The 26,723-nt window shown below is 44.9% G+C and carries 23 protein-coding genes and 1 tRNA gene; 13 read left to right on the top strand and 11 right to left on the bottom strand.

What is annotated here, in order from left to right:
- Positions 1-40: 40 nt before the first annotated feature.
- Complete coding sequence (locus PLE7327_RS11960) at positions 41-1,030, bottom strand: glycosyltransferase (RefSeq protein ID WP_015144088.1); 990 nt, start codon at positions 1,028-1,030, stop codon at positions 41-43.
- Positions 1,031-1,366: 336 nt separating this feature from the next.
- Between PLE7327_RS11960 and PLE7327_RS11965 the strand changes: the two genes are divergently transcribed.
- Complete coding sequence (locus PLE7327_RS11965) at positions 1,367-2,788, top strand: LCP family protein (RefSeq protein ID WP_015144089.1); 1,422 nt, start codon at positions 1,367-1,369, stop codon at positions 2,786-2,788.
- A gap of 49 nt (positions 2,789-2,837) precedes the next feature.
- Here PLE7327_RS11965 and PLE7327_RS11970 read toward each other — a convergent pair whose 3' ends face one another.
- A complete protein-coding gene (locus PLE7327_RS11970) occupies positions 2,838-4,187 on the bottom strand; it encodes an efflux RND transporter periplasmic adaptor subunit (protein WP_015144090.1) in 1,350 nt (449 codons plus the stop codon).
- A 261-nt stretch (positions 4,188-4,448) separates the two neighbouring features.
- Complete coding sequence (locus PLE7327_RS11975) at positions 4,449-6,815, bottom strand: ABC transporter permease (protein WP_015144091.1); 2,367 nt, start codon at positions 6,813-6,815, stop codon at positions 4,449-4,451.
- Between the two features lie 92 nt (positions 6,816-6,907).
- Here PLE7327_RS11975 and PLE7327_RS11980 point away from each other — a divergent pair, with 92 nt between their 5' ends.
- On the top strand, positions 6,908-7,450 hold the full coding sequence (locus PLE7327_RS11980; protein ID WP_015144092.1) for a Uma2 family endonuclease: 543 nt from the start codon (positions 6,908-6,910) through the stop codon (positions 7,448-7,450).
- 230 nt (positions 7,451-7,680) lie between these two features.
- Here PLE7327_RS11980 and PLE7327_RS11985 read toward each other — a convergent pair whose 3' ends face one another.
- Together PLE7327_RS11985 and PLE7327_RS11990 are read right to left on the bottom strand one after the other, a co-directional pair.
- The gene (locus tag PLE7327_RS11985; RefSeq protein WP_015144093.1) at positions 7,681-8,442 is read right to left on the bottom strand and encodes an ABC transporter ATP-binding protein; all 762 of its coding nucleotides are present in this window, start codon (positions 8,440-8,442) and stop codon (positions 7,681-7,683) included.
- A gap of 76 nt (positions 8,443-8,518) precedes the next feature.
- A complete protein-coding gene (locus PLE7327_RS11990; RefSeq protein WP_041392080.1) occupies positions 8,519-8,773 on the bottom strand; it encodes a hypothetical protein in 255 nt (84 codons plus the stop codon).
- 319 nt (positions 8,774-9,092) lie between these two features.
- Between PLE7327_RS11990 and PLE7327_RS11995 the strand changes: the two genes are divergently transcribed.
- Positions 9,093-11,615: an O-antigen ligase gene (locus tag PLE7327_RS11995; RefSeq protein ID WP_015144095.1), complete on the top strand. Its 2,523-nt coding sequence runs from the start codon at positions 9,093-9,095 to the stop codon at positions 11,613-11,615.
- Positions 11,616-11,618: 3 nt separating this feature from the next.
- Here PLE7327_RS11995 and cax read toward each other — a convergent pair whose 3' ends face one another.
- Together cax and PLE7327_RS12005 are read right to left on the bottom strand one after the other, a co-directional pair.
- Entirely contained in the window at positions 11,619-12,722 is a 1,104-nt protein-coding gene (gene cax, locus PLE7327_RS12000; protein ID WP_015144096.1) for a calcium/proton exchanger, read from the bottom strand.
- 194 nt (positions 12,723-12,916) lie between these two features.
- The gene (locus PLE7327_RS12005; protein WP_015144097.1) at positions 12,917-13,480 is read right to left on the bottom strand and encodes a DUF3172 domain-containing protein; all 564 of its coding nucleotides are present in this window, start codon (positions 13,478-13,480) and stop codon (positions 12,917-12,919) included.
- A gap of 163 nt (positions 13,481-13,643) precedes the next feature.
- Between PLE7327_RS12005 and PLE7327_RS12010 the strand changes: the two genes are divergently transcribed.
- Both PLE7327_RS12010 and PLE7327_RS12015 read left to right on the top strand, forming a co-directional pair.
- Positions 13,644-15,434, top strand: coding sequence for an SLC13 family permease (locus tag PLE7327_RS12010; protein ID WP_015144098.1), 1,791 nt, complete (start codon positions 13,644-13,646; stop codon positions 15,432-15,434).
- 145 nt (positions 15,435-15,579) lie between these two features.
- Entirely contained in the window at positions 15,580-16,464 is an 885-nt protein-coding gene (locus tag PLE7327_RS12015) for an NAD(P)-dependent oxidoreductase (protein ID WP_041393208.1), read from the top strand.
- 144 nt (positions 16,465-16,608) lie between these two features.
- Here the strand turns inward: PLE7327_RS12015 and PLE7327_RS12020 are convergent, their stop codons facing one another.
- Positions 16,609-17,055 (bottom strand): Hsp20/alpha crystallin family protein, encoded by a 447-nt coding sequence (locus PLE7327_RS12020; protein WP_015144100.1) that lies wholly within the window; start codon positions 17,053-17,055, stop codon positions 16,609-16,611.
- A 261-nt stretch (positions 17,056-17,316) separates the two neighbouring features.
- Between PLE7327_RS12020 and PLE7327_RS12025 the strand changes: the two genes are divergently transcribed.
- The 7 genes from PLE7327_RS12025 (at position 17,317) to PLE7327_RS12055 (ending at position 22,743) form a co-directional block, all read left to right on the top strand.
- Positions 17,317-17,544, top strand: a complete 228-nt coding sequence (locus tag PLE7327_RS12025; RefSeq protein ID WP_015144101.1) for a DNA-directed RNA polymerase subunit omega — start codon at positions 17,317-17,319, stop codon at positions 17,542-17,544.
- 44 nt (positions 17,545-17,588) lie between these two features.
- Complete coding sequence (locus PLE7327_RS12030; protein ID WP_015144102.1) at positions 17,589-18,215, top strand: hypothetical protein; 627 nt, start codon at positions 17,589-17,591, stop codon at positions 18,213-18,215.
- The gene (locus PLE7327_RS12035) at positions 18,212-18,580 is read left to right on the top strand and encodes a DUF1818 family protein (RefSeq protein ID WP_015144103.1); all 369 of its coding nucleotides are present in this window, start codon (positions 18,212-18,214) and stop codon (positions 18,578-18,580) included. Before PLE7327_RS12030 ends, PLE7327_RS12035 begins: the two co-directional genes overlap by 4 nt.
- Positions 18,581-18,640: 60 nt before the next feature.
- Positions 18,641-18,714: transfer RNA gene (locus PLE7327_RS12040), tRNA-Pro, on the top strand.
- A gap of 319 nt (positions 18,715-19,033) precedes the next feature.
- Positions 19,034-19,372 (top strand): hypothetical protein, encoded by a 339-nt coding sequence (locus PLE7327_RS12045; RefSeq protein WP_015144104.1) that lies wholly within the window; start codon positions 19,034-19,036, stop codon positions 19,370-19,372.
- 268 nt (positions 19,373-19,640) lie between these two features.
- A complete protein-coding gene (locus PLE7327_RS12050; RefSeq protein ID WP_015144105.1) occupies positions 19,641-20,690 on the top strand; it encodes an isocitrate/isopropylmalate dehydrogenase family protein in 1,050 nt (349 codons plus the stop codon).
- A gap of 337 nt (positions 20,691-21,027) precedes the next feature.
- Entirely contained in the window at positions 21,028-22,743 is a 1,716-nt protein-coding gene (locus tag PLE7327_RS12055; RefSeq protein WP_041392084.1) for an aconitase/3-isopropylmalate dehydratase large subunit family protein, read from the top strand.
- Positions 22,744-22,842: 99 nt separating this feature from the next.
- On the opposite strand, the gene PLE7327_RS12060 is transcribed toward PLE7327_RS12055, so the two are convergent.
- The 3 genes from PLE7327_RS12060 to ureC all read right to left on the bottom strand — a co-directional run bounded on the left by PLE7327_RS12060 (position 22,843) and on the right by ureC (position 25,956).
- Complete coding sequence (locus PLE7327_RS12060) at positions 22,843-23,253, bottom strand: 4a-hydroxytetrahydrobiopterin dehydratase (RefSeq protein WP_144266117.1); 411 nt, start codon at positions 23,251-23,253, stop codon at positions 22,843-22,845.
- 156 nt (positions 23,254-23,409) lie between these two features.
- Positions 23,410-23,610, bottom strand: a complete 201-nt coding sequence (locus PLE7327_RS12065; protein ID WP_015144108.1) for a hypothetical protein — start codon at positions 23,608-23,610, stop codon at positions 23,410-23,412.
- Between the two features lie 636 nt (positions 23,611-24,246).
- Positions 24,247-25,956 (bottom strand): urease subunit alpha, encoded by a 1,710-nt coding sequence (gene ureC / locus PLE7327_RS12070; RefSeq protein ID WP_015144109.1) that lies wholly within the window; start codon positions 25,954-25,956, stop codon positions 24,247-24,249.
- Positions 25,957-26,040: 84 nt separating this feature from the next.
- Between ureC and PLE7327_RS12075 the strand changes: the two genes are divergently transcribed.
- Entirely contained in the window at positions 26,041-26,511 is a 471-nt protein-coding gene (locus PLE7327_RS12075; RefSeq protein ID WP_015144110.1) for a CYTH domain-containing protein, read from the top strand.
- Positions 26,512-26,723 lie beyond the last annotated feature (212 nt).

The raw sequence follows: 26,723 nt of genomic DNA on the forward strand, positions 1-26,723 counted from the left end.
GGTGCAAGATCTCAGTTAATCCTACTTCGACTTATTCAACTTATTCAACGGATTTTCGGACTTTCTCGGTATAATCTTTAGGGCGCAGTTGGCGAAAACTTTGAAAAGCTGTTTGTCGCAAACTGAAAGGTAAATAAGATAAGAATAAACCTAATGTAGCCCGACGAGAACGTCCTAATACTTGATTGGATTGTTGGAGTAATTTTCGTCCCTCTTTAGGGTCTCCATTTTCGATCGCTCTTAACCCTAAATCTAGTTTGGTCTGGGCTAATTTGACAAGGCGCTGTCGTTCTAAGTTTTCATCGGGAAATTGGTAGCTATCGATACAAAATACCTTGGATTTTAAGAAATGAAGGTTTTGTTTTAAGCTAGTTTGTCCGCCATGGAAGCGATATTCCATTAAAAATTCTGGTAAAAAATAGCCTTGTTTTCCAGCGATCGCTAATCTGACTAACAGATCGAAATCTTCGCAACCATCTGCTTCGGGACGCATATAATCGACTTCTTGCAAACAAGCGCGACGAAATAGAGTCGAACCGACTTGCAAGCTTTGATAGTAAAAAGTTTGCCACATCAAATCGGGGATTACTCCCCGTTGTAGTTTATCTTTTCCCCACCTAGCAGAATTTTCCTGAGTAACCGACTCAATTCTTTTGCCATTGCGATCGATAATCCAGTGATTGGTACAAACAAAATCTACCGAAGGTTCTGAATCTAAAATAGCGACAGTTTTCTCTAAAAACTCAGGAGTCAGCCCATCATCATCATCAAACTTGATAAAATACTCTCCCGCAGCCGTATCGAAACCAGAGCGCATATTTCGGCTTCTGCCAACATTTTCAGGTTGCCTGATATAGCGAATTCTCGAATCGCGCCACTGACATACAGTCTCCGACGTATTATCCGAAGAGCCATCATCGCAGATAATCAGTTCAAAATCGGGATAGGTTTGTTGGAGAACGCTATTAACCGAATAAGTCAGAAAGTCGGCGCGATTGTAAGTAGGAATACAGACACTAACTTTAGGCATCAAGCAAATTACACAAAACCATAACCTAGAAAATCATTTTATTCCATTAATGATGGACGCGCTTCCCCATTGATTTCGCTTTCCAAAAACCTAGGGTGAAAAATAGTTTTTTTCAGACTCAGAATGCGATCGCACAAAAATTCAGGAACACAATGCGTCCCAAGAATAGTCTAACTAAACGAGTCAACAATCTATAATGACTTATCCGAAAACCAACCTTTGCATGACTAAGATATTAACAAGCTAATGAGCTGGATTGCCTCAGCCAATGGTTATTAGCTAACTTTTAACCGCATACTAAAAGTAACTATATTTTTTTGAGGTGTGAGATAGCCTGTGTCAGCCCATAATATCGAGCGACCTGTGAGTGTTAATGGAATTAAAAATGCAAGTGGCAAAAAATTTCGAGCAAGTTGGTTATTAATTGGCTTAGGATTAACTGGCGTAGCATTGCTTTCGGCAACTGCTGGGGCAATTCTGGCTGTCTCTTTATCCTCAACGCCTTTAAAACAAAGCAAACTATCGCCAGAAGAAGCCGCCGTTTTCAACCAAGAGAAAACCATTTCCTACAAAAATTTGAACTTGCCGCAACTAAGTCGCCCGGTCAATATTTTAGTGATGGGGACTAAAGTTCTGACTTCCGATCTAGAAGAACACGAAAAGCCGCAGGAAGATTTAGGATATCACGCGCTCGTTAACTCTTTTAAAGGACTTTCCGACACCATGCTTTTGCTGCGATTCGATCCTGAAAACGAGAAATTGACCGTGCTTTCAATTCCTCGCGATACACAAGCGCGGATTGAAGGATACGGAGTGAGAAAAGTTAATGAAGCGAATTATTACGGCGGTCCCGCTTTGGCAGCAGAAACGGTAAGCGAACTCATGGGTGGAGTTTCGATCGATCGCTATGTGAGAGTTAATATCCAAGGGGTAGAAAAACTCATCGATGCTTTGGGAGGAGTGACGGTTTACGTTCCCAAAGATATGAAATATCAAGACGACAGCCAGCATCTCTATATCAATCTGAAAAAAGGAAAGCAGCACCTCAACGGAGAAAAAGCCGTTCAGTTTTTGCGTTTTCGCTACGACCAATTCGGAGATATTTCGCGAGTGCAGCGCCAGCAAACTTTTATGAGAGCGCTTGTCGAACAAGCACTCAAGCCGCAAACGTTGCTGAAGATACCAGACATACTTGGGGTCGTGCAATCCCATATCGATACCAATTTGACTCTAGAGGAACTAGCTGCCCTTGCGGGTTATGCCGCGCAAACAAAGCGCTCGAACGTGCAAATGGTTTTGCTACCCGGTGAGTTTAGCGGAGATGGCAGGAAACAAGTAAGCTACTGGCTGCCCAGCAAACGCCGCATTCAGCAAATCGCTACTCAGTATTTCGACCATACTCCTGAGAATGCTAGCGAGTACGGAGAATCTGAAGAGGTCGATCCGACGTCTTTGAGAATAGCGATTCAAGATAGTACCGATAATCCAGAGGCAGTACGAGCGATAGTTCGCTATCTCAAAGAAGCTGGCTATCGTAGAGTTTACGTCAGCGATCGCTGGCAAGAACCTTTGAAAGTTAGTCGCATCGTTGCTCAAATGGGAGATGATGGCGGTGCCGCAGCCCTTCACGCTCAATTGGGCTTTGGCGAAGTATTAGTGGAAAGTACGGGTTCTCTAGCCTCCGATATCACCATTCAATTGGGAGAAGATTGGCAACAGCTAGAAAATTCTGATTCCGAGCGATCGGGTAGTCGGTAGTGGTTAATAGTTAGTAGTTGGTTTTACTACAGACTAACTACTAACACACTCACTGCGATTCTACTCTTTGTCCCTCCTGAATTTGCTCGGTCGGATGGAGAATGACTTTTTCTCCTACTTGGAGTCCCCGTTTGATTGCTGCCTCAAAGCTACTGCGCTGACTAATTTCTATCTCGCGTTTTCTGGCTCGGTTGTTTTCCACGATAAAAGTACACCAAGCCTTTGAATCCGAGCCATTCTGTTGCCTATCACAGCGAAAAAGTGCGCTTAAAGGAACGATTAGTACGTTTTTTCCTTCCCAAACCACAGTTCGCGTCTCCACTCGGTAACCATCGCTTAGGGGAATGGAAGGATTGACAAAATCGGCTATCACATTCACCCGTTGTTCTTCAACTCCAAGCGCTGAAACCTTCGTAAAAGCAGATGGTTCTACATATCGTACTTTAGCCTTTAAAGCTTGCTCTCCTCCCCAATGTTCGATTAGCATCGTTGCCCCAGGTTTTACATTTACTGCATCGCTAGAGAGCAAATCGACGACGATCTCTAAGTCTTTAGGATTGCCTATTTCCAACAGAGGCGTTCCTGCTTCTACATACCTAGCGCTTTCCTGAAGGACTCGCAGGACATAGCCATCAACAGGAGCGCGAATTTCGGTACGTTTGGCTTCATCGGCTAGCTTCTCTAGTTCGGCGCGAACGCTGGCAATGCGAGCATCGTAGACATCAAGCAAATAATCGGGATCGCGCTGTTCTGCTTGCAGAATGGAGAGTTCTTTTTGGGCGGCTGCGACTTCTGCCGCTGCACTGTCAACTTCTCGTTTCGCTGCTTCCAATTCTTTAGCACGGGAGATTTCTAAAAGTTCTGCGTTTTCAAACTCTTGACGGGAGATTGCGCCTTGAGCGTGTAATTGTTGGGCGCGATCGCGATCGCGTTTTGCCTGCGCCAGTGTCGCTTCAATTTGCCTTACTTTCGCCTCTGCTACTCTTTCGGCTGCCACTGCCGCTCTGATGCGTGCTTGGGCTTGAGCTAGCGCCGCCGCTTTCGGTCGCAAGGTTGCCACTCCCGCGCGTTCTGCCTGCCATTCCCGCAGCCGTGCTTGAGATTCTCTGACTTGAGCCGTTAGAGGCAGGGGATCGATTTGGGCAATTAATGCGCCTTTATTTACTTTATACCCTTCTTTGAGGTTAAGGCGAGCCAGCCGCCCTGCCACGGGCGCAGAAACTACGTAACGGTTGCGAATGCGGGTTTCTCCCTCGCTATCTACTGTTACTTGCAAAGAACCGCGCTTGACTGTTGCCATATCAATCCGAATGGGTGCGGGACGGAACGAGAAAACGACTAAGGTAGCGATACCGAGTCCGGCAATCAGGTAAACAAGCTTTTGAGGTAAGTACTTCATAGTTTTCGGGTGGCACTCCCTCTATACTTCCAGCGTAAGCTTGCCAACTGGTATTGCCAGCCGATGGTTACAGTTTGTTATGGTTAGGTGGCGAGTTGTCTTTACATTTAATATCAAGTCCGGTTGAACGACCACAATAACCCGTAGTGCGACCAACAGGAGTCGCGAGCGGGACGTATGCGCTCACGCGCATGCTACGCGCACCCACTACAGTATTATGATTTGAACTTGTCGATACCTATCTTTAGACTCGATACTTTCCTACTCTTTAGTTTTTAAAACAGCAATTAAATCGAGGCGATCGCTCTGTCTGCGAATAATTAACCCAGAAACAAAAGCCGCTACTATGACGATAATAAAAGTAAAAGCATAGGTAGATTTCGTAATAATTAAAGGCAGACGATAAAGCTCGGAATCATAGGCAAAAGACATTAAAGCAGCCAATCCATATCCCAATCCAAAACCAATGGGAATAGCAAACAACGTGAGAATTGCTTGTTCTCCTAGCAGAATAAAGGCAACCTCAGCGCGAGTAAACCCGATAATGCGCAAACTAGCTAATTCTCGTCCCCGTTCGGAGAGAGCGATTCTTGCCGCGTTGTAGATGACGCTAAAGGTAATAATGCAAGCAAAAATGACCAGAACTGAAGTGAATACGCGCAGATTCCTGCCGCTAATCTCCTCGAAACTTCTAATAATTGCTTCGCGCGTCGAAAAACTTGCGATCGCGGGGATGCGTTTTAGGCGAGAATAAAGCTGGCTCGCAAGGTACGGATCGACGGCTAGATAAGCACCAGAGATAGTTTGTCCTTCTCGCATCAGTCGGTTGAGAGCATCGATATCCATATACGCTTGAACGCCGATAAGTTCGTCCACCAATCCCACCACCGGAACTTGACGCACGGGACGACTTTCTTCTAATACCTCGACGGTTAAAGTATCTCCTGGAGTCACGCCGAGGATTTCTGCCAGTTTCGCAGTCAGTACCACCCCATCGGCAGGCAGATAAACCGAGTACAAATTCTTGTCAATCAAGCTGCGAAATTCCCCTCTTGGATCGATTCCCGTTAAGGCAGTGCGATAGGTGCGATGCTCGAAGCGCAGGCGCACGGGCACCAGGCGAAATGGTTCGGAACGGATAACTCCAGGCAAATGAGCCACTTCGTAACGAGTCCGAGCGGGGCAGGGTTGGTTGAAGACAACGGTTATATCCTCTCGCTGAACAGTGTGGAATTGCACCGCCATCAGATAAGTTATGGCATCTTGGAAATAAAGCCCTGTCACTAGAATCGCCACTGCTACGGCAATCCCTAGCATAGAAAGAAAAGCCTGGATGGGTTTGCGTTCTAGGTTGCGCAGAATAATGCGACTTGCAGGCGAAAAAAGACGCTGTAGTCCTAGCCTTTCAATTATTGTCGGTTTAAATCGAGCCGGGGATTCGGGGCGCATGGCTTCTGCTGGGGGTAAGAAAATTGCCCGCCGTACTGCTACAATTGCACCGATCGCGGCGGCTGTAAAACTGACTAAAATTGCAGTTATGAGTAAATTCGAGCCGACTTCGTAGCGTAAAATGGGAAAGCGGAAAAATTCAGCATAAAGTCGCGTCAGTCCGTTGCCCAACCAAAGACCGACCAATATACCCACAATAGCCCCGACGCTGACAATGGCAAAAACAAATTTTAGATAGTGAATGCCAATGGCGAGATTGCTATAGCCAAAGGCTTTGAGGACGGCAATCTCTTCTCTTTGAGTTCCTACCAGACGAGAGAGGACGACGTGAAGGAGAAAAGCTGCGATCGCTAAAAAAATCGAAGGAACAACAGTGGCGGTGACTTCCAGGCTTCTAATCTCATCAGAAATAATTCTGTTAGACACCTGATCCTTGCGTCCATAAGCCCCCAATCCCCCGTAGCGTTCTAATAAGCGATCCAAGCGATTGATGACCTCAATTTCTCGCGCCCCCGGACTCAAGGAGAGAGTAACATTATTGAATGCCCCATCCAGATCGAAAGCGTTTCCCAATGCTTCTCGTCCCATCCAAATAATTCCGAAACGCTTGTTATCGGGATACAATTCTCCCGCCCCGCGCACCTCGTAAACGTACTCTGGGGAAAGGGCGATCCCGACAATCCGCAACTTTTGCCAGCGACCGTTAATAATGGCACCAATTGTATCGCCTAAGTTCAATTGGTTGGCTTCGGCAAAGGCTTCGCTGACTAGCACCTCATTTCCTCGCCCCCGCTCAATGTAGCGTCCTTGGCGGATAAACAAGTCGTTGAGCATGGAGACGCGGCGTTCTGGAATTGAAATCAGTCTTCCCGTCGCGGGTTCTTCTAAACCTGGAACGTCGAGGGTGACATCTACAACAATGCGCGTTTGAGTTTGAGCAACTCCTGAAATGTCTGTAATTTGCGTTTTGAGCGTTTCTGGGGCGCGTTTAAGGGAGGCAAAAATTTGGGCAAAATGATAGCGATCATAGTAGGTGGCTTGAGTCAATTGTAGGGAATTATAGGCACTCATTGCTAGGACAAAGCTAGCGATCCCACAGGCGACAACCAGAGCTATTGCTATAATCTGACCCCGCAAGTGCCAGAGTTCGCGTAGTAGTTTCAGGTCGAGGGCATACATTACCAAGAAATCATTTCGATTTTTTCTCTTGAATTTTAAAAGTTAAAATTAGATCGATTGCTAGTAAATCGCCGCAAAGTTGGCAAACTACTATGAAAATCCTAGCCAAATGGTCGGTCGAAGATTACCATCGAATGATTGAGGCAGGGGTTTTGCGCGATCGCCGCCTGGAGTTACTAGCTGGTGAGATTATTGAAGTGAGTCCAGAAACGCCCCTTCATTACAATACGGCAAAACGAGGAGCAAGATATCTGGAGGAATTGCTAGCTGGTAGAGCCGAAGTTCGCTTTAATGGACCGATAACTTTGTCCGATTCGGAACCCGAACCAGATATCGCCATTGTTAGACCGCCAGAATCGAGATACGACGCTCGCCATCCTAATCCAGAAGATATTTTTTTTCTCGTTGAGGTAGCTCAGACTAGCCTGAAAAAAGACTTGGAACTTAAGAAATCAATCTATGCTGCTGCTGAGATTCAAGAATATTGGGTTTTGGACTTACAAAGTAGAAAAATTACTGTATTTCGAGAACCACAAGAAGGTGACTATTCGCTCGAACAAGAATTGAGTCGAGGAAACCTTTCACCGATCGCTTTTCCAGATATTAAAGTAACAGTAGAAAGGCTCTTGACTTGACCAGAACAATTGACAATAGAGCTGCTGCTGATTGACTGACAAATCTTTGTCCCCTCATCCCTAAATCCCTTCTCCCACAAGGGGCGAAGGGACTTCAGGCAAAAATCTTAAGTTGAAAGCTCCTCTCCCGCTCGGGGAGAGGGGTTGGGGTGAGGGCGATTTGAGTTTTGTCACTCAACCAGGAGCTGCTGACTAATTGCGAACTGATAATTGCGAATTGTGAATTGGTATTACCACTCTAACTGGGCAGGCGCTTTCTTAGTCTCGTTGCACTGTATTTTAATTATTTCACCGCTGCGCATAGTAATCACTCGATCTGCCATTGCTGCAATCCCGGCATTATGAGTAATGACCGCAGTAGTCGTTCCCAATTCCCGATTGACTTTCTCTAATACTTCTAAGACAAGCTTTCCTGTCTGAAAGTCTAATGCGCCTGTCGGTTCGTCACACAATAAGACTTGCGGACGTTTGACAATGGCACGAGCGATCGCAACTCTTTGCTGTTCTCCCCCTGATAGTTGGGCGGGAAAGTGATTTAGTCTTTCGTCGAGTCCTACTAATCCTAGCGCTTCTCTAGGGCGCATCGGACGAGTCGCAATTTCGGTGACGAGGGCGACGTTCTCTAATGCGGTTAGACTAGGAATTAAATTGTAGAATTGGAAAACAAAACCCACATATTCTCGGCGGTAGTAGGTGAGGGCGCGATCGTCTGCCTTAGTGAGATCCCAGTCGCGGAATTTTACTTGTCCCCCGGAAGGAATGTCGAGTCCTCCGAGAATATTCAACAGAGTTGACTTTCCACTTCCGGAAGGACCGAGTAAGACGACCAATTCTCCTTCATAAAGGTCGAGAGTAACCGATTTAAGTGCCTGAACTTTCACTTCTCCCATTTGATAGGTCTTGCTAACATCGCGCATTTGGAAGATGGGAGATTGGGAAGTGGCGATCGCGCAAGGATTTGCGCTCGATGGCTCGTTGCTGCGATTGCCCATGGTTTCATTTATTCTAGAGCAGCTTATCTACGATTCTATCGAAGCGATCGCCAATTGACTTCGACTAGCGACTAATTTATCGATAAATAGCCCTGTTCGCATAATCGACTAAACCAGCACCGATGAAGTAACCGTAGTTATTTAACCGATCTCGTTGGGCGACTCTAGAAGGATGATTGTAAACTTCTGCTAACCCCAAGCTTAAAAGCGTCACACATCCTAGGACAATGCAGTAGTTGCGAATTACGATAGTTGTTTTGCGATCTCGAAGGGCAAATAACAGTTTGCGCCATCTTATGTTGTTATCTTCTCCAAAAAAGAGATAATTCAATAGCTCTTTCCAAGGTATCGATTGTTCAAATATTCTTTGGGTATGCAACTTTCATATCTCCATCGAGAATTTTACACAATTAGTCAAGAGATTTTTAGAGCGATTTCCTCTCAATTCAATCTAAATGACTTGGCAAATAATCCCAAAAACTAGAGAATTCTTTGGATAAATTTAGCCAAATAATAGCAGAAAAAAGCAATTTTAACGTTAAGTAATTTAAATTTTTCTGGCTTTGCGCTTTAGTTACAAAGAATCGCGCGTATCGTAGCCAAAACTTAGCAAAATAGTAAAAATAGATTTTTGATTTAGGCAGAGCAGCATGTCAGAATCTAGAGCTGAGGGACGGTTGTTAGCCTCACTAACAGCTTGCTTTTATGGACTTTTTACCTTACTGCCAGACAGTCACAGTTTAACGGTCAAATGGCCGTGGGTGGCTATCTGGCAGATCGGATTGCTGTGTCCGGTACTTTGGTTACTGTGGCAGCTTTGGCACTGGAGACGAGTGCGATCGCTGGGCAATGGCTTAGATTGGTGCGTCGGGTTGGGCATAATTGGCTTGCTAATTTCTAGCATTTTCGCCCAATTTCCGAACCAAGCGCGTTGGTATGGGTGGTGGGCGTTATGTTTTCTAGCGGCTTTATACGCTTTAAATAATTATTTAGATAATTCCGATCGCCGCGATCGCGTCCTAGCGACGCTAGGGTATGTGGGTTTGTTCTTTGTCATTATCAGCCTTAGCCTTTGGACGACGCAAACTTTAATGCCGGAATTAGCGCGTCTAGAGTCGCTTAAGCAATATGGCGTTAATTTGCCGTTTGATTTTTCGGTTCTGGAGTTACGCAACTGGGCACCCCTGGGACACCAAAACTATGTGGCTGGCTATTTGATGCTAATCTTACCCTTGTTCGCAGGGTTGAGTATTCTTCGTGTAGGATGGCGGCGCTATTTGTGGCTGGTAGCCATTGGTTTGGGTTTATTAGACCTCTACAGTACCAGTTCTAGGGGTGGATGGTTGGGATTATTTGCCCTTTGTTTGTTTGGTTTAGGGGTTTTATTATTCGGCAGTCGAATTCCCAAACTTTGGCTTGCTACGAGAGGAATGGCAACGATCGCCCTGCTGTTATTGCTTGTCTTTGCCAATAATCGCCTTCGCACCTTAATCGTGGCAATCCTCCAAAATCCAGGCGGAGGAGAACTTGCCTATCGCCTGATTAACGCTGCGCTGGGCTGGCAGATGGGCAGCGATCGCCCTTGGACGGGAATTGGGATAGGCGGCGTTCCTTTTGCCTATCAAAAATACCGTCCCATCTGGGCGGGACGAGAATCGGAGTTGGCTTATCAGTTGCATAGTACCCCGGTTCACCTCTGGGCGGAGTTGGGCATCTGGGGCATTATTCCCGTATTGGGCGCGATCGCGTTGCTCGTTTATTGGCTAGTCAGGCATCAGTTGCGTCAGACTCCCATAGCGCACGGCGATCGTATTCTCCTGTGGAGTCTCTATGGCGGATTACTCGTTTATGGAATGATGAGTCTAACGGATTACCAATTAGATAACGTTGCCATTAGCGGCGCGATCGTCATTTATCTAGCTTGCATTGCCTCGATATTTAAAAGTCAGAAGTCAGATTTAGAGACTCGATATCTCAAATCTCCACAGAAGTCAAAATTTAACTTCCCGTTTTACGTTGGATTTGGCATTCTCCTAACCGCCCTCATTTGGCTAATTCCAATTCATCGTGCCTGGCAACTGTCTAGCCAGGGGTTTCTGGCACTCAGTCAGGAGAAAGTCGAGATATTTGTCGATCGCTTAACTAGGGCACATCAACTGGTGCCCTGGGAACCCTATTACCTCTATCAGTTAGGTTGGAATCTCGGCGATCTTGCCTTGCGAACTAACGATCCTCGGCAACGACAACAGTTATTCAATGAGAGTATCGCTTGGCTGCAAAAAGGAAATACTATCTCGCCCTACCAAGAATTTGGCTATAGCAATCTCGGCTGGTTGTTGCTGCAAAGCGATCCGAAAGCTGCCAGTCAAGCATTTGCCCGTGCCGCACGACTGGTTCCTGCCAAACGCGGCGTGATGTTTGGATTGGGATTGAGTCTATTGGGGCAAAGAAAAGCCGATTTAGCAATAGAAGCCTTTTCTCTAGAAGGACTGCGCGATCCGTTATTTATTACCAGTCCCGTCTGGCGATCGCAAGGATTGCAACCTATCTATTCTCAAGTTCTCGATCGCATGGCAACCCGCTACCAGGAGTTGTTGCAAAAATATTCTCAATCGGAAGAAATGAACGCTTACTTACATCGCAGTCGCGGCGGGTTGTACTGGTGGCAAGGAAATTTAAAAGCTGCTCGCGCCGACTGGGAGGCATATAAAACGCCCCTCAGTCAAACAATCCTGGCGCTTGCCGAGGGAAAATCTCCCCAAGCAATTCTCTCCCAACCCCCTTCCTCTCCAGAAATGATGCTTATTCAAGCTTGGGCAAATCCTTCTCAAAGAGCCAATTTACTCCGACAGGCATGGATTCTTGCTACCAAAACCAAATTGCCTGCCGAGATAGAACGAAACTTGTTGGCGAGTATGGAACGTTCCGATCGTTTTGACCGATGGCTCAAACAAGATGCTCCAGTCTGGCAATATCGTCGCCAGCGATTGGGGTTTGGAGTCTTGAGTCGGCATATCGATGGCTCCATTCCGACTGACTTCTGGATAGTTGCCGATAACATTGCCATGACTACTTGGTTTGCCGAACTGCTGACCTCGCCAGTTTACATGCCAGAGCTAGACTTAGCCTTGCAGCCCTGGCAGGATGCTGTAATCAAAGAAATTTTGCCATAATCTCTAAACTGGATGGAAGTAAAAAGCAAGTCCCAAAACGGTATAGGTTGCCAGTAATAGCGTTCCTTCCAGCCAATTTGACGTACCATCAGAACTAATCGAGTTAGCCGTCAAGACAGCTACCACTACCGCAACCAATTCAAAGGGATTAAAGTCTAAATCCATTGGTTGACCGATCGCCCAACCTGCAATCACTAGCACAGGAGCAACGAATAAGGCAATCTGCAAGCTAGAACCGACTGCAACTGACATCGAAAGATCCATTTTATCTTTCATGGCAACGGTGACTGCTGTTGCATGTTCGGCAGCATTACCGATAATCGGCAGAAATATTACCCCTGTAAACAGTTCCGTCAGCCCCAATTCGGAGGTAGCGACTTCGAGGGACTCTACTAATAATTCTGACTCCACCGCCACGCCGATCGTAACGGCTAGCAAAACGCCGATCCAAAACCAGATATTAATGCCCGATCTTAATTCTTCAATCGTTTCGGGAGTTTCCTTTGTCGATTCTGGTTCTAATTCTGCCACTCCTACATCGTAGAGATAGGAGTGAGTTTTCATAGAAAACAATAGAGTTAGCCCGTAAACTGCAATTAACACCACTGCTACGGCTACAGATAGCTGTTGCAGAATCTTTTCGCCAATGCCGCTAGAAGTGTATTCCACCGCAGTCGGTAAAAGAATGGCAATAACTGCCAAATTCATTGAAGAAGCATTCATTCGGGCGGCTATCGGTTGAAAAGTCTGCTCTTTGAAACGCAATCCTCCCAACAGTATGGCAAACCCCATGACTAGGAGCAAATTACCGATAATCGAGCCTGCAATAGTGGCTTTGACGACATCGATCAATCCTTCTTTGAGGGCGATAAACGCCAGAATTAATTCGGTTGCGTTGCCAAACGTAGCGTTTAGGAGTCCTCCTAAATTGGGACCTAAAACAACAGCAATTTCTTCGGTTGCCGTTCCCATAAAAGCAGCTAAAGGAACGATCGCTAATGCTGCGGTAATAAAAACCAGCGTTTCTCCCCACTCTAGAAAATGAGCAGCAATCGAGATAGGAATAAAGACTAACAAAACAAAAAAGAGAGTATTTTTGTCGAGCATCTAGATATTTCTGCTAAAAAATCAAACGATCGCTAGTTTAGCCTTTCTATTCGCTAGCAACCATATTTCTCTGAAACGAGAGCATAGCAGCGGTTCTACAACCTCAATGAGACCGTTAAATTGTGCAATAAAAAACGATCGCCCCTAGAACTTTGAAGAATTTCTGGGTGCGATCGCTCCGGTGTTATCTTAACTTAAAAATTCTCGGTTTCAGATGGCGACCCCCCTGCACCTGGTTGATTGAGAAAGAGATTTCCTGCCGAATCGTTTTGATAGATACAATCAATTCTGGGTTTGCTTTCCAGGACTCCTGTAAAACCAAAAGTATTCATTCGGTTTTTGCATTCGTTAACTTGTTGGGAATTAACTAATTTTCGTTGCTCTAAAATAGCCCAGTTATTGCGGCGTAAAACGCATCCCGGCTGCATGGTCGGTTGGGTTACGTAGACGCTGAATGGGCTTAAAGTGACGAAAACGCGCATATCTGTAACCATTGCACTAGCCCCGTATTGAACGCACAGTTCGGGGTTAGGAGCACTGCGATCGATAAAATCGCGGGAGGCAACGTTTTCAGGGTTAACCGTTGTCGTCGAACTTAACCCGATGCCAACGCCGATTCCCAAAACAAAAATACCGCCTAAGAGGGCTACTAAAGCGTAGTTAAGCCTTTTAAACAATCCGCCCGATTCCGATGGTTCCGAAGCTGGATATCGAGAAGAGGTAGAACGCGGAGGAGAATAGCGAGGTCTACGTGCCATAGATATTTTTGGGAATCGATAACATTTCTATCCTAGCAAGCCAAACCGCTCGGAATTAGGAATTAAACGCAATCTTTTTAGTAACCTGTAAATGTGATACAATCGCAGCTTAAAGTTAATTATATTCTGAAAGCGATCGAATTAAGGATTTTTTTGAAACTGTATGGAAATTGTTCTCACACTAGGTGTTGTCGCAGCAGCTTTAATTGCATTCGTTTTTGAGTGGTTGCCGATTGATATTACCGCTCTTATCGTTGCGATCGTTTTAGTTTTATTGGGATTGGTTACGCCAGATGAAGCCATTGCTGGTTTTGGCAATTCCGCCACCATTACCGTTATGGCAATGTTTATCCTCAGTGCCGGAATTACGCGCACGGGGGCTATTCAAATCGTTCGCGATTTATTAATGAAATGGGGAGGAAAAAGTCCGACTCAGCAAATCTTTGTTTTGGGAATGATTGTTGGACCGATCACGGCATTTATCAATAACACGGCTGTTGTTGCTGTCTTTCTTCCTATTGTTGAAGATTGGTGCAAAAAACAAAAAATTTCTGTCTCAAAGCTGTTAATTCCCCTATCTTATGCCACTGTTTTAGGAGGAATGATTACAGTGATTGGAACTTCTACCAATATTCTGGCAAGCGGCGTATCTAAAAAATTAGGATATGGAGAATTTAACTTATTTCAGTTTACCGCTCTAGGTCTGATTACTTTTATAGTTGGTTTAGTTTATCTGTCTATAGTTGCCCCTCGACTGCTTCCCGAACGCAAACCAGCTAGCAGCGGTCATTTGAGTGAAGATTACAAGCTTCAAGATTATGTTAGTGAGATTACTATTCCGCCCAATTCTAGTCTAATCGGACAAACTTTAAGAGAAAGCGGAATTCAACGTAAATTCGATCTATCCGTATTAGAAATTATTCACAATGGCAACCATTTTCCTCAACCTTTAGCCGATAAAAAATTATCGGCTGGAGATATTTTATTAGTACGAGGCAGGCGAGAAGAGTTACTCAAAGTTAGAGATGAAAGGGGCGTTGAAATATTAGCTGATGTTAAGTTTGGCAATGGTTCTTTAGAAAGCGAACTCGACACGGGAGAAGAGAAAATTGCTGAAGTTTTGATTCTCTCTAATTCTCGTTTAATTGGAGCTACGCTGAAAGATTTGCGTTTTCGACAGCGTTATAATGCCACGGTTCTTGCTATTCGCCGAGGAGAAGAGTTACTCAGAGAAAGGTTAGGAAAAGTTCCTTTAAGATTTGGAGATTTATTATTAGTACAAGGACCGAAGGAAAGTTTTATTGGTTTGCAAACAACGCGCGAACTCTTGGTTTTAGAAGAAAGAGATGTGGAAAATCTCAGACAAAATAAAGCCTGGATTGCTTTGGCAATTATTTTAGGTGTTGTTATCGTTGCTGCTTTGGATTGGCAACCTATTTTGGTGACGAGTTTAGTTGGCGTTACATTGATGATTATTACGGGGTGTCTCAAACCGGGCGAAATTTATGGTGCCGTTCGTTGGGATATTATTTTTCTCTTAGCTGGATTGATTCCTTTAGGAACGGCAATGGACAAATCGGGTGCAACTGAATGGTTGGCTAATGGCTTGGTATCTATTGGAGGAAATCTTTCTGGATTTTGGATCTTAACCTTTTTCTATTTGGCTACTTCTTTTCTGACAGAAATTCTCTCAAATAATGCTGCGGTCGTGTTGATGATTCCCATAGCGGTTGAAGTAGCAAAAACTCTCAGTCTCAATCCGCTGGCTTTCATGTTTGCCGTCACTTTTGCTGCTTCTAATAGTTATTTAACCCCAATTGGCTATCAGACAAACACGATGGTTTATGGACCGGGTGGCTATAAGTTTTTAGATTTTACTCGTGTGGGATTGCCTCTCAATTTAATCCTGACGATTCTTACGCCATTATCGATCGTCTGGCTTTATGGTTTATAAGGTTGGCAATGAGACATTGCATGCGACGTTTCTACTGCCTGTAAAGGATTTCAATTTACGCTCACTCCGTTTTTCCCGACCTCGATCGCTCGGATTGTCTTGGCAATTAGATAGCGTTTATTGTGGTAGAAAAAGCTTAATTCCCATGAATCTAAAAATTGCCTTTCTCGGTCTCGGCGTTATGGGTGCTCCCATGACAGCCAATCTAGTACGCAAAGGATTTTCCGTTAGTGCTTGGAATCGTACCCCCAATCGTCCTACCATTGCGATCGCAGCTGATGCAGGCGCAACAATTACCGCTTCTATTCAAGAGGCTGTGGAATCCGCCGAGATAATTTTTACCTGCGTCGGCGACGTTCCCGATGTAGAAGCCGTTATTCTGGGCAGTGAAGGAGTCGTTCGTTATGCCCAACCCGGTGCCCTCATTGTAGATATGAGCACTATCGGCAGCAATGCCGCTCGCCAAATCGGTATGGAGGTGCAAAAACATCGCCTGCGCTTCCTTGATGCTCCTGTTTCTGGCGGCGATCTTGGAGCGCATAAAGGAACCCTTACGATTATGGTAGGCGGCGAGCCAAAAGATTTTGAGGAATGCAAGCCAGCCTTTGAAGCGATGGGAAAAACCATTCGCCTCTGCGGACCGATAGGCAGCGGTCAAGCCGTAAAATTATGCAATCAAATTCTAGCAGCCGTGCATATGGTGGCATTATGCGAAGCGCTAGAAATGGCTAAAAGACAAGGCATAGACCCCAACCTAGTTGTAGAAGTTTGCAGTACGGGAGCGGCAGGATCTTGGGCGCTAGCAAATTTGGGTCCGAAAATCATTGCCTCCGATCTCGATCCGGGTTTTGCGATTCGGCACATTCTCAAAGATTTGCGTTTGGTAAAAGAAACGATGCAATTTTGGCAAGGACAATTCCCAGGTGTAGAGTTAGCTAACCATCTGTTCAAAATTGTTAGCGAATTAGATGGGGGCAAAGGTGAAGCATTAGGGACTCAAGCAATGATTCGTGCCTATGAAACTCGATAGCCAACAGACTTCTTGCGGAAGTAGCGCAAAGGGGAGAGAGTGAGTATAAAGGAACCAATCAATCTACACTCGCCTTTCCCCCTTCCCCCGTATTTTGAAGGTCGAAGTTAGAGGAGACGCCGTTATCAAAAAAGCGGAGTATCTCTAACCAATATTAACTTTGACAACTTTTTGCTTTTGTGCTTCCGCTTTTGGTAGCGTTAGATGCAAGATGCCGTTCTTGTAATCAGCCATCACCTTCGTATTTTCTATACGAGTGGGCAAGGCAATTACGCGACGGAATTTCCCATAGCGAAATTCTGTGCGAGTCATGCCTTCTTCTTGAGTCTTGGTTTCGGATTTGCGTTCGCCGCTGATACTGACGGACTCAGCAGTTACTTCGATGTCGATGTCTTTGGCTTCCAAACCCGGAACTTCTACTTTCAGGTGAACTGCATCAGCTGTTTCTGTCATTTCTGCGGCTGGCACGTGAGATAAACTAATTCTTTCACCATTAGGATAAGTCGTAGGAGCTAGCGTATCAAACAAGCGATTCATTTCTCTTTTCAGTGCTTCAACTTCTCGGAAAGGTTCCCAGCGCATAAGCGACATATTTTCCACCTCCAATTCAAAGATTTAAAGACCGACTAAGGTTTTGTTTGATTGTTCGCTCGAACTATCTACCTCTGATAATAAGAATAATGCAGCTAATGAAATTGGCTAATCTAGTTTTGCGTACCTAATATGGAGCGATCGCCGTACTCAACAATAAAATCTTGGCAGCAGCTATACGGAAGCCGTCGCGATCGCATTTCAGCTAAACTGATCTGTAGAAAACACCAAAAAAGCGTCACTTTTTAGTACCGAATCTTTATGCAAAAGCGACACTCGTTTGACTCATCCCAGATCATGTACCGTGCTGAAGAGTTATTAAAGGCTGCCTCTAACCGCTATCGAATCACCGTTCAAGTTGCCAATCGAGCCAAACGTCGTCGGTATGAAGAGTTTGATAATATTGACGATCCGATGATGAAACCTGCTATTCGTGCCATCATCGAAATGTCAGACGAACTCACTCAACCAGAAATCATCGGCGACTAAAACTAGACAAAATGCTCTGGAAAGCGCTACGGAAGCATCAATCTATGCAACGAGCCAAACCAATGCGGCGACGAGTTCTAGCTATTGTGGTCGGGTTAGTATTGGCTCTGGGAGTAGGATACCTCAAACAGAGGGGAATCGCGATCGGGTTTGGCTCGCAGCCAGTCGCGGCTCAAACCATGCGTCCCGAATCCGTTGCTGCTACTGTTTATCAGCGTCTTCCCAACCTCCCTAAAGAAAATCAATACCTTCGTCGGGACACGGGAAAGGTAGACGAACAAAACACCCTAATAACTCGTTTGGTGCGCTATCACCAAGATTTGAAAAAGCGTCAGACTAACTTTCGGCTAGACTGGAAACTCACCTTAGCGGATTATTTAGGGGTTAACGAGCCTATCAAACCCGATCGCTATCCAGGGCAAAGCAGTTTAAAAACTAACCCGATGGAAAACGATGTCAAAGCCATTCGCCATCTCAATCGTCGCCAGAGAGATGAGTTAGTCGATGCCTTAGTTAGCGCCTACAAAGCGAACGAGCCAAACCCGCCAACTCCCAATGTCAATCCAAATTCCAATTCCTCGCCCAAACCCGCTCCTCAATCTCCTTCTGTGCCAAGTTCCTCTAGTCCTTCGATGTCTAAACCGGGCGATTCTCAATTACTCCAGCCATGAGCGATCGCTTGTTGAGAGTGGGAAATGGTTGGCGTATTGGTTGGAATCCCAACGCAGAAATTTACAAAGGGTTAGTAGGCGGCGAGGATTGGGCGATCGAGTTAACCGAAGACGAGTTAAATGATTTTTGTTGCTTGCTCGAGCAACTGACCCAGATGATGACTTGCATGGCTGATGAGTTGATGGATGAGGAGAAAATCGCCTGCGAAGCAGAAAGCGATCGCCTTTGGATGGAAGTAGAAGGTTATCCCCACGCCTATTCTCTGCGCTTGATTCTCAATCAAGGTCGCTGTTGCGAGGGGTATTGGTCGGCAGAAGCTGTGGCAGAGTTAGTACGAGCTGCGCGAACGCTGAAGGGATTTTGAACGCGAGTTGCTTGCTAATTTTCGGTAACAGAGTGTATACTAAAAAATCGTCGCAGGCATCGGGGCGTAGCGCAGCTTGGTAGCGCACCACTTTGGGGTAGTGGGGGTCGTGGGTTCAAATCCCGCCGCTCCGATTTAATGAAAACCTTCTTTAGCATAAGGTTTTCGCGTTTTTAGATAGAGGGGCGATCGCCAGGCTCATTCTCGAAATTTATGAAACTATAGCACTATTGTTTCGATCGCTCTAAATTTTTTGAGCATTGAATTAATCGTCGCTCTCAACCATGACAAAAATCATGGAGACAATTACCTAGTGATGGTTGAAAGTCAGAGAAAACATATCTAGTTCGTCGATACAGAATTCGTGACATTTATCAGATGTTTTTTCCTAGTTGAATCCATAGGATAAATGCAGTTGAAATCAGTTTAATAAAACGCGCTAGGAGAATTTCGATGAATGGGGAAGAAAGGCTAGAAGCGTTACGGATGAAGATCGCGCACAGACAGATGCAATATATCCTGGATTGTAAAAGGCTAGAGGAATTGGTTAAACCAGGACATACGTATACCTACGCCGAACTGATTAAATCGCTCGAACTGGCGAAAAACGTTGCCACCTATATCGCAGTCAAAACAGCCGTTGAAGAGATGACCGAAAAAGTCGTGCAAGAGCTGGCTAAAAGAGTGACAGAAGAAGGCTTTGTGGCTGTCTTTAGTTCCGCCGTCGAACCCCTCATCCTGCGCGAAGCTCAACTAATCTCCCAACGCCAATTGAAACGAACCTCTCAATAGCACGGAAAGCCTTCGTCAAACAATATATGCGATATATGCGATCGCGATGTAGAGATGCGATCTGTTTGGCATCAAAGCCTAGAACTTTAGTTCTAGGCTCAAAGCTCAACTCGATGAAAATCGACTGAAATTCCTATTGGGTCTCTTTTAGAAGACTTTTTCGATCGACCAGGAAATTCATTACAAAAGCGGTTGTTGCCACTGCTGCAAGATCTAAATATAAATAAAAGGAGATCGACGCAATTGAGATTAAGTCTACGAACACTTGATGACTCATCAATATTGCCTAGCAGTACTTCCAGGCGAGGGAATTGGACTAGAAGTCGTAGAAGCTGCACTAAAAATTCTTCAACAGGTTGCTCGACTCAAAGGATTTTCTGTTGAGGTAAATTATGGACTCATTGGAGAACCAGCTTTAGAGACATGTGGAAACTTTTTTCCAGAAGAAACAGCACAACTGTGCGAGAGGTCTGATGGCATTCTGTTTGGTGCAGTATCCAGGGGAGGACTCTTAGAGTTACGAAAACGTTTCGATTTGTTCGTTAATCTTCGTCCCATTCGCACTTTCAACAGTTTGCTCGTCAAATCGCCACTCAAAACCGAACGACTCAAAGGAGTAGATATCCTCTTCGTGCGAGAATTGACAAGCGGGATCTATTTTGGGGCTTCTGGACGCACCGAAGATGAGAGGGGTACTTATGGTTATCACACCATGCGCTACTACGACTGGGAGATAAGACGGATAGCAAGGGTTGCTCTCGAAAAAGCTAGAAGTCGCAAAGGTTTACTGACTGTTGCTCATAAGGAAAATGCATTGCCCCATTTACCGTGGAGTCATCTCGTGAAAGAAGAAGCCGAACATTTTCCTGGCGTAGTCGTAGAACCCATGCTAGTAGACAACTTGGCGATGCAATTAGTCATCAATCCCCAGCGTTTCGATGTGATTTTAGCTGGCAATCTTTTTGGAGATCTTCTTAGCGATCTTGGCGGAGCAATAGTTGGTTCGATTGGATTGCTAGGTTCTGCCAGTCTCAATGCAAATGGCTTTGGAATGTACGAAGCCATTCACGGTACGGCACCGGATATTGCGGGTAAAGGAATTGCTAATCCTCTCGGAACGCTGGCAGGAATTATTTTAATGCTTCAGCAATGGGGTGAAGAGGAATCCGCACAAATGTTGATTCAAGCACAAGACAACCTTTTGGCGAAAGGATACCGAACAGCCGATTTAGCGCCTCAAGGCAAAGAAATTTTAGTCAATACGGAGGAATTAGTCGAGTTATTTGTAAACGAGCTTTCAATTCTACAGCGTTTCTAAATGAATCGTAAAATCATGTTGTAGTGCGACCAACAGGAGTCGCGAGCGAGACGTTTGCGCAAAGCGCAGCGCCCAAAAAGGCGGATCGCACTACTTTTCACAAATCAAATAGACTTGCTAAATCTTCCTTACAGACTTATAACCGGGCTATCGCTAGTTTATCTTGTCTTCTTTTTTGATAAGGTGTTGACTTTGCGATCGCATTTTGAAATCATAGCTCTATAAATATATTTGTAAGTTATTAGCTGGATAATTAATCTATGTTTATTGACAAATTTACTCCGATAAATATGATAATAAAAAAATAAAATGGCTTTTGATTTTTAGGTGAGGAGTGGTGAATATCTCAGAGAAAATTTTAATACTCGGTGATGATATTAACACCGATGATATTATCCCAGCCAAACGCGGCACCAATGCCGATCCCGCCCATTTAGCACGCTATGCCTTCGAACATCTAATAGGAGAAGGGAAGCTGCTAGAATACGATATCATCGAGGCAGGACATAACTTTGGCTGCGGTTCTAGTCGAGAATTTGCTCCAATTGCTATCAAAGTAGCAGGAATTAAAAAAGTTCGCGCTCGTTCTTTTGCAGAAATTTTCTATCGCAATAGTATCAATATCGGTCTATCATTAGAAATTATCGGGGATAGCCAACAGAATCCAGTCGTAGATGCGATCGCGCGGGCAGGCGGTTTAATTACCTTCAACCAAAAACGTCTGAGAGGTGAAGTTTCTGTACCCAAAAGTCTCACGCCAGCGCGATCGATGACGATGGCAGAAAAGATGCTTGCCCGTGCTTCGGGCAATGCTTTCGTCCAACCTGGCGAGGTTATTTTTGCCAAAGTCGATTTGGCAATGTCCCACGATGCCATTGCAGGGCCAGTCGCTCAACTTTTCTACCAGCATTTTGGAGAGAATGCGAAAGTCTGGAATGCAAATAAAGTTGTTTTAGTTGCCGATCATTTCATTCAAATTAACGACATCAGGAAAGATGAAGGCGCAACGAAGATGCATCAACAAATGGTGCAATTTGCACGAGAGCAAGGTTGCCATCTATTAGACGTGGTTTCTCCAGGCGAAGCGGCAGGTATTTGCCACGTTCTCCTACCAGAAAAAGGCTTCATCCGTCCAGGGATGGTTATTGCAGGGACGGATTCTCATAGTTGCACCTATGGGGCATTTGGTTGCTTTTCTACTGGGGTAGGAACGACTGACATGGCGAATCTCTTTGCAACTGGGGATATGTGGATTCGCGTTCCAGGAACGTTGCTGTTTGAATTATCGGGAACGCTTCCCAAACAGATCGGCGCTAAAGATATTATGCTCTTTATCCTGGGTCAAATCGGCTGCAATGGGGCAACTGGAAAGGCGATCGAATTTCGGGGCAGTATTATCGAGCAATTGCCAATCGACGAACGCATGACTCTGGCAAATATGGCGATCGAGTGCGGGGCGATATGCGGTTTAATTGCTTCCGATGAAGTGACGCTTAAGTACGTGCAAAGTCGCACGCAAGAGGAATTTGAAGTAATAACCAGCGATCGCGATGCAGAATACGAAGAAATTTATCGATTCGATCTCAGTAGTCTAGAACCGCAAATTGCCTGTCCGCAAAAACCCGATCGCGTGGTCAGTATTGGGGAATTGGGTGAAGTTCCTATTACGCGGGCGTTTATCGGTTCCTGCACGGGAGGAAAACTCTTCGATCTGGCCCAAGCTGCTGAAGTGCTTAAAGGGCGCAGAGTTGACCCTAGAGTAAGTCTGTTTGTCGTTCCCGCTTCTGGAGAGGTTCGTCAAAAAGCTCAGGAATTGGGCTACTTAGATATCTTAGAACAAGCAGGCGCACAGGTTCTCAAATCTGGCTGCGGTGCTTGCATCAATGCCGGAATTGGAGTTTTAGGCAAAGAAGAGACGGGGATTTATGCCACCAATCGTAACTTTAAGGGACGCAGTGGCGATCCGACGGCTAGAAATTATCTTGCCTCTCCGCGCGTGGTTGCGATTTCAGCAGTAAAGGGGAAAATTAGCGATCGCATCGAGGATAAATGAGCGAGCGCATTTTTTTATTACGGGAGCTAATAGACTTGTTGATAGGGGAATGACGCGAAAAATGATTTATGTATAAAATTCGCTTAATTTAGCGTGCCTCTATCCCAATGATTTGAGCTGAGAAGCCAATTCATCGGCTTTTCGGGCTATTTCGACATCTAGGTCGGTAATCCCTCCAGCCTCTGATGTCGTCAGGTCAACCATAACGCGATCGTAAATATTCGACTCTTGGGGGCGATGCCCCATTGCCTCAGCTACTAACGCCAAGCCAGACATAAATCCCAATGCTTTTTCAAAGCAACTGAAGCGAAACTGACGATGCAATTTTCCCTCTGTTTGGCTCCATCCTCTTAATTCTTGTAAAACTGCCTCTAGCTCTTGGGAAGATAAAAGTCTAAAGGTACCTCCACAAGGGGATTGAGAACTTGAAGAACGAGCCACTCGATTGCCTCGTCTTAGTTGCCTAGCTTTTGATTCTTGATGGCACACTCGTTCCCTCAGCAGTGACATTTGCCTCACCCCTTGAGCATTTTGCAAAACTAATAGATGCGTCCATGCCGAAGTCAGACAATCGAAAAATAAATTTTTTGTCAGCCTAGACTTTTAGGATTCAGACTCCCAAGATCCCATATCTTCCTCCTACTCTGGTGCTGACTGTTATATCATCTAGCTCATAGAAGCATGAGTGCGATCGTAACCCGCACTAAACTCTGAGGGAGTTTTACCTTGAATGTGGCTGTGATAGTGCGTCACGTCAATGTCCACACCAAGCTCGTTGACGATCCGAAGAAGCATTGACTGTTCGCGATTGACGACCGCTCTGTGGTGGCGCATCAGGAGAGCGCGAGCTTGTGTTTCAATAGACATTATCCTGCCTCCTTCTATACACCTTTATCATAAAACTTTCTGTAGCAAAAACTACATATTTTGAAAATATTTACATTTAGTCATAGCCATCTCGCGAGACTATTTCGTCAATATCTCTCAATCACTTCCATAGAATACAGGCAAGCCAAGAGATAGATTCTGTAGAGATGGATTTTCTATTACCAGCCGATTGTCCTAAAAGTATGGAATGTCATGTTGAGCGGAGCGATCGCTCCGCTCAACATCTTATAGCAATTCGCCGATGCTCCTCCACTTCGTGAGAGTCCGCGTCGGTTGGCAATTATCAGTTCGCAATTAGGAAATAGAGATGGATTCTAGCTAGAAATTCAATGTTTTTAGATTTTAATGGCGAATTGCGAATTATCAATTAGTCAGCCGCTCTGGGTGTAAGGCTTTTTCATCAAGCATCTGTAGAGTTCTTTTTTAGAAATGGTATTAGTACATCAACTCCAAACAGAGATTTTTCGTTACATTTTGCTGAACTCAGAATGACAAAATGGACTTTTCAGATGTCCTCTAACTTGGTCTTGACAACACCAGTTCAAATCTTCACCAGATTATGAAAAAAAAATCCCCAGATTTTGCAAAGACAAAAACAAGCTAACTGATTTAGATTTAAAAAAGGAAATAACGCTGTGCCATGGGTAAAACCGTTGCAGGTTCGCAGGTTAACAACTCACCATCTGCTCTCACTTCGTAGGTTTCTGGATCGACTTCTATCCTTGGCAAAGCATCATTTAATTTCATATCTCGCTTACTCAAATTGCGGATATTAGAAACTGCCACGGCAGGTTTTTGCAAGCCAATTTTTTCGGGAATTTTTGCTTTCAACGCCGCTTTAGAAATAAAGGTTAACGAAGTTGCTGCAATCGCGCCGCCAAAACTGCCAAACATGGGACGCATATGTACGGGTTGAGGGGTAGGAATACTAGCATTAGTATCCCCCATTTGCGACCAAGCAATGAACCCTCCTTTAATAACAATTTCTGGTTTCACGCCAAAAAAGGCAGGTCGCCACAAACATAAATCGGCTAATTTTCCTTCTTCAATCGAACCCACATAGTCAGCAATACCGTGGGTAATCGCAGGATTAATTGTATATTTGGCAATATAACGTTTAGCACGAAAATTATCGGTTTCTTTTCCTTCTTCTGTCAGCTTCCCTCGCTGTAGCTTCATTTTATGGGCGGTTTGCCAAGTGCGAATAATCACTTCTCCCACCCTTCCCATCGCCTGCGAGTCGGATGAAATTATGCTAAGCGCACCAAGATCGTGGAGGATATCTTCTGCGGCAATGGTTTCCCGGCGAATGCGAGATTCGGCAAAGGCAACATCTTCGGGAATGCTTTTATCGAGGTGGTGGCACACCATTAACATATCCAGGTGTTCTTCTAGGGTATTGACGGTGTAAGGACGAGTGGGATTTGTAGAGGAAGGAAGTACGTTTGCTTCGCCGCAGACGCGAATAATATCGGGTGCGTGACCTCCTCCTGCGCCTTCGGTATGGTAAGTATGAATAACGCGGTTTTTAAAAGCGGCGATGGTAGTTTCTACAAATCCTGCTTCGTTAAGGGTGTCGGTATGAATGGCGACTTGCACGTCGTATTCATCTGCGACAGACAAGCAAGTATCGATCGCTGCTGGAGTAGTTCCCCAGTCTTCGTGTAGCTTCAATCCTATCGCACCTGCGACGATTTGTTCTGCTAGTCCTTCGGGTTGACTGCTATTGCCTTTCCCCAAAAATCCTAAATTGACAGGAAAAGCATCTGCCGCTTGCAACATCCGGTAAATATTCCATGCGCCAGGAGTACAGGTTGTAGCCTTAGTTCCCGTAGCGGATCCGGTGCCGCCACCTATCATAGTAGTAATACCAGACGCGATCGCAACTTCGATTTGTTGGGGACAGATGAAGTGAATGTGAGCGTCAATGCCTCCCGCCGTGAGAATCATGCCTTCTCCGGCAACGGCTTCGGTAGCGGGTCCGATAATAATATTAACGTTATCCTGAATATAGGGATTGCCTGCTTTCCCTATCTTGTAAATTTTACCGTCTTTGATCCCGACATCGGCTTTAACAATTCCCCACCAGTCGAGAATGAGAGCATTCGTAATCACCATATCGACTGCGCCATCGTCGCGGGAAATCGGAGATTGTCCCATGCCATCGCGGATAACTTTCCCGCCGCCAAATTTGACTTCATCGCCGTAGGTCGTATAATCTTGTTCGACTTCAATAAATAATTCTGTATCTGCTAAACGAACGCGATCGCCTACTGTTGGTCCATAGGTTTCTGCATAGGCACGGCGATCCATTCTATAACTCATGTTTTCTTCTCCTTATTTTCCTATAATTATAGAGGTGAAAAGTTCTCTTTCATCTTTCATAATTCATAATTTATAATTCATTAAATGGCAACTGAAATCGAACGAAAGTTTCTGGTCAAAGGAGATTCTTGGCGTTCTTTAGGCACTGGAAAAGTTTATCGCCAAGGATATATTTCTACAGTTAATGGCATAACCGTTCGCGTGAGAATCGCTGGCGAAAATGGGTATTTGACCATTAAAGGAAAAACGAAAGGGATGGCCAGAGAGGAATTTGAGTATTCTATCCCAGTTGAAGATGCCAAAATGATGCTAGATACGATGTGCGATCGCCCGTTAATTGAAAAGATTAGATATAGAATTAAGCTAGACAATCTAGTCTGGGAAGTAGATGAATTTTTAGGAGAAAATAAAGGATTGATTCTGGCAGAAGTTGAACTAGAAAGCGAATGTCAAATAATTGACTTTCCAGATTGGATTGCTCGCGAAGTAACGGGAGATCTAAGATATTACAATTCCAACTTAGCTAAATATCCATATCAGCAATGGAAAGATTAGGTAAAATGAATTACCATTAATACTGATTTTTTATTTAAAATTTGTAGAGTTTCTTAAACCACACATTAAAGTAAGATTACAAAGCGATCGCTAAGAATTAAAAGTAGTCCTACTCCTATACTTTAGGAATTTGTCAAGTATAGGTAAGAACTTTCTTTCAATTAACAAGTACATTCAATAAAACTTTTAATATCTATAGCGAAACTTCACCC

The organism is Pleurocapsa sp. PCC 7327 (genome assembly GCF_000317025.1).
Taxonomy (GTDB): domain Bacteria; phylum Cyanobacteriota; class Cyanobacteriia; order Cyanobacteriales; family Microcystaceae; genus Hydrococcus.

Excerpts from the sequence above, each read along its gene's own strand:
- PLE7327_RS12010 (WP_015144098.1), top strand. The coding sequence starts at position 13,644 with ATGGAAATTGTTCTCACACTAGGTGTTGTCGCAGCAGCTTTAATTGCA.
- PLE7327_RS12060 (WP_144266117.1), bottom strand. The coding sequence starts at position 23,253 with ATGTCACTGCTGAGGGAACGAGTGTGCCATCAAGAATCAAAAGCTAGG.
- ureC (WP_015144109.1), bottom strand. The coding sequence starts at position 25,956 with ATGAGTTATAGAATGGATCGCCGTGCCTATGCAGAAACCTATGGACCA.
- PLE7327_RS11975 (WP_015144091.1), bottom strand. The coding sequence starts at position 6,815 with ATGTATGCCCTCGACCTGAAACTACTACGCGAACTCTGGCACTTGCGG.
- PLE7327_RS12015 (WP_041393208.1), top strand. The coding sequence starts at position 15,580 with ATGAATCTAAAAATTGCCTTTCTCGGTCTCGGCGTTATGGGTGCTCCC.
- PLE7327_RS12035 (WP_015144103.1), top strand. The coding sequence starts at position 18,212 with ATGAGCGATCGCTTGTTGAGAGTGGGAAATGGTTGGCGTATTGGTTGG.
- PLE7327_RS12025 (WP_015144101.1), top strand. The coding sequence starts at position 17,317 with ATGCAAAAGCGACACTCGTTTGACTCATCCCAGATCATGTACCGTGCT.
- PLE7327_RS12050 (WP_015144105.1), top strand. The coding sequence starts at position 19,641 with ATGACTCATCAATATTGCCTAGCAGTACTTCCAGGCGAGGGAATTGGA.
- cax (WP_015144096.1), bottom strand. The coding sequence starts at position 12,722 with ATGCTCGACAAAAATACTCTCTTTTTTGTTTTGTTAGTCTTTATTCCT.
- PLE7327_RS11970 (WP_015144090.1), bottom strand. The coding sequence starts at position 4,187 with ATGAAGTACTTACCTCAAAAGCTTGTTTACCTGATTGCCGGACTCGGT.
- PLE7327_RS11960 (WP_015144088.1), bottom strand. The coding sequence starts at position 1,030 with ATGCCTAAAGTTAGTGTCTGTATTCCTACTTACAATCGCGCCGACTTT.
- PLE7327_RS12075 (WP_015144110.1), top strand. The coding sequence starts at position 26,041 with ATGGCAACTGAAATCGAACGAAAGTTTCTGGTCAAAGGAGATTCTTGG.
- PLE7327_RS12030 (WP_015144102.1), top strand. The coding sequence starts at position 17,589 with ATGCAACGAGCCAAACCAATGCGGCGACGAGTTCTAGCTATTGTGGTC.
- PLE7327_RS12005 (WP_015144097.1), bottom strand. The coding sequence starts at position 13,480 with ATGGCACGTAGACCTCGCTATTCTCCTCCGCGTTCTACCTCTTCTCGA.
- PLE7327_RS11985 (WP_015144093.1), bottom strand. The coding sequence starts at position 8,442 with ATGGGCAATCGCAGCAACGAGCCATCGAGCGCAAATCCTTGCGCGATC.
- PLE7327_RS11980 (WP_015144092.1), top strand. The coding sequence starts at position 6,908 with ATGAAAATCCTAGCCAAATGGTCGGTCGAAGATTACCATCGAATGATT.
- PLE7327_RS12045 (WP_015144104.1), top strand. The coding sequence starts at position 19,034 with ATGAATGGGGAAGAAAGGCTAGAAGCGTTACGGATGAAGATCGCGCAC.
- PLE7327_RS12020 (WP_015144100.1), bottom strand. The coding sequence starts at position 17,055 with ATGTCGCTTATGCGCTGGGAACCTTTCCGAGAAGTTGAAGCACTGAAA.
- PLE7327_RS11995 (WP_015144095.1), top strand. The coding sequence starts at position 9,093 with ATGTCAGAATCTAGAGCTGAGGGACGGTTGTTAGCCTCACTAACAGCT.
- PLE7327_RS12065 (WP_015144108.1), bottom strand. The coding sequence starts at position 23,610 with ATGTCTATTGAAACACAAGCTCGCGCTCTCCTGATGCGCCACCACAGA.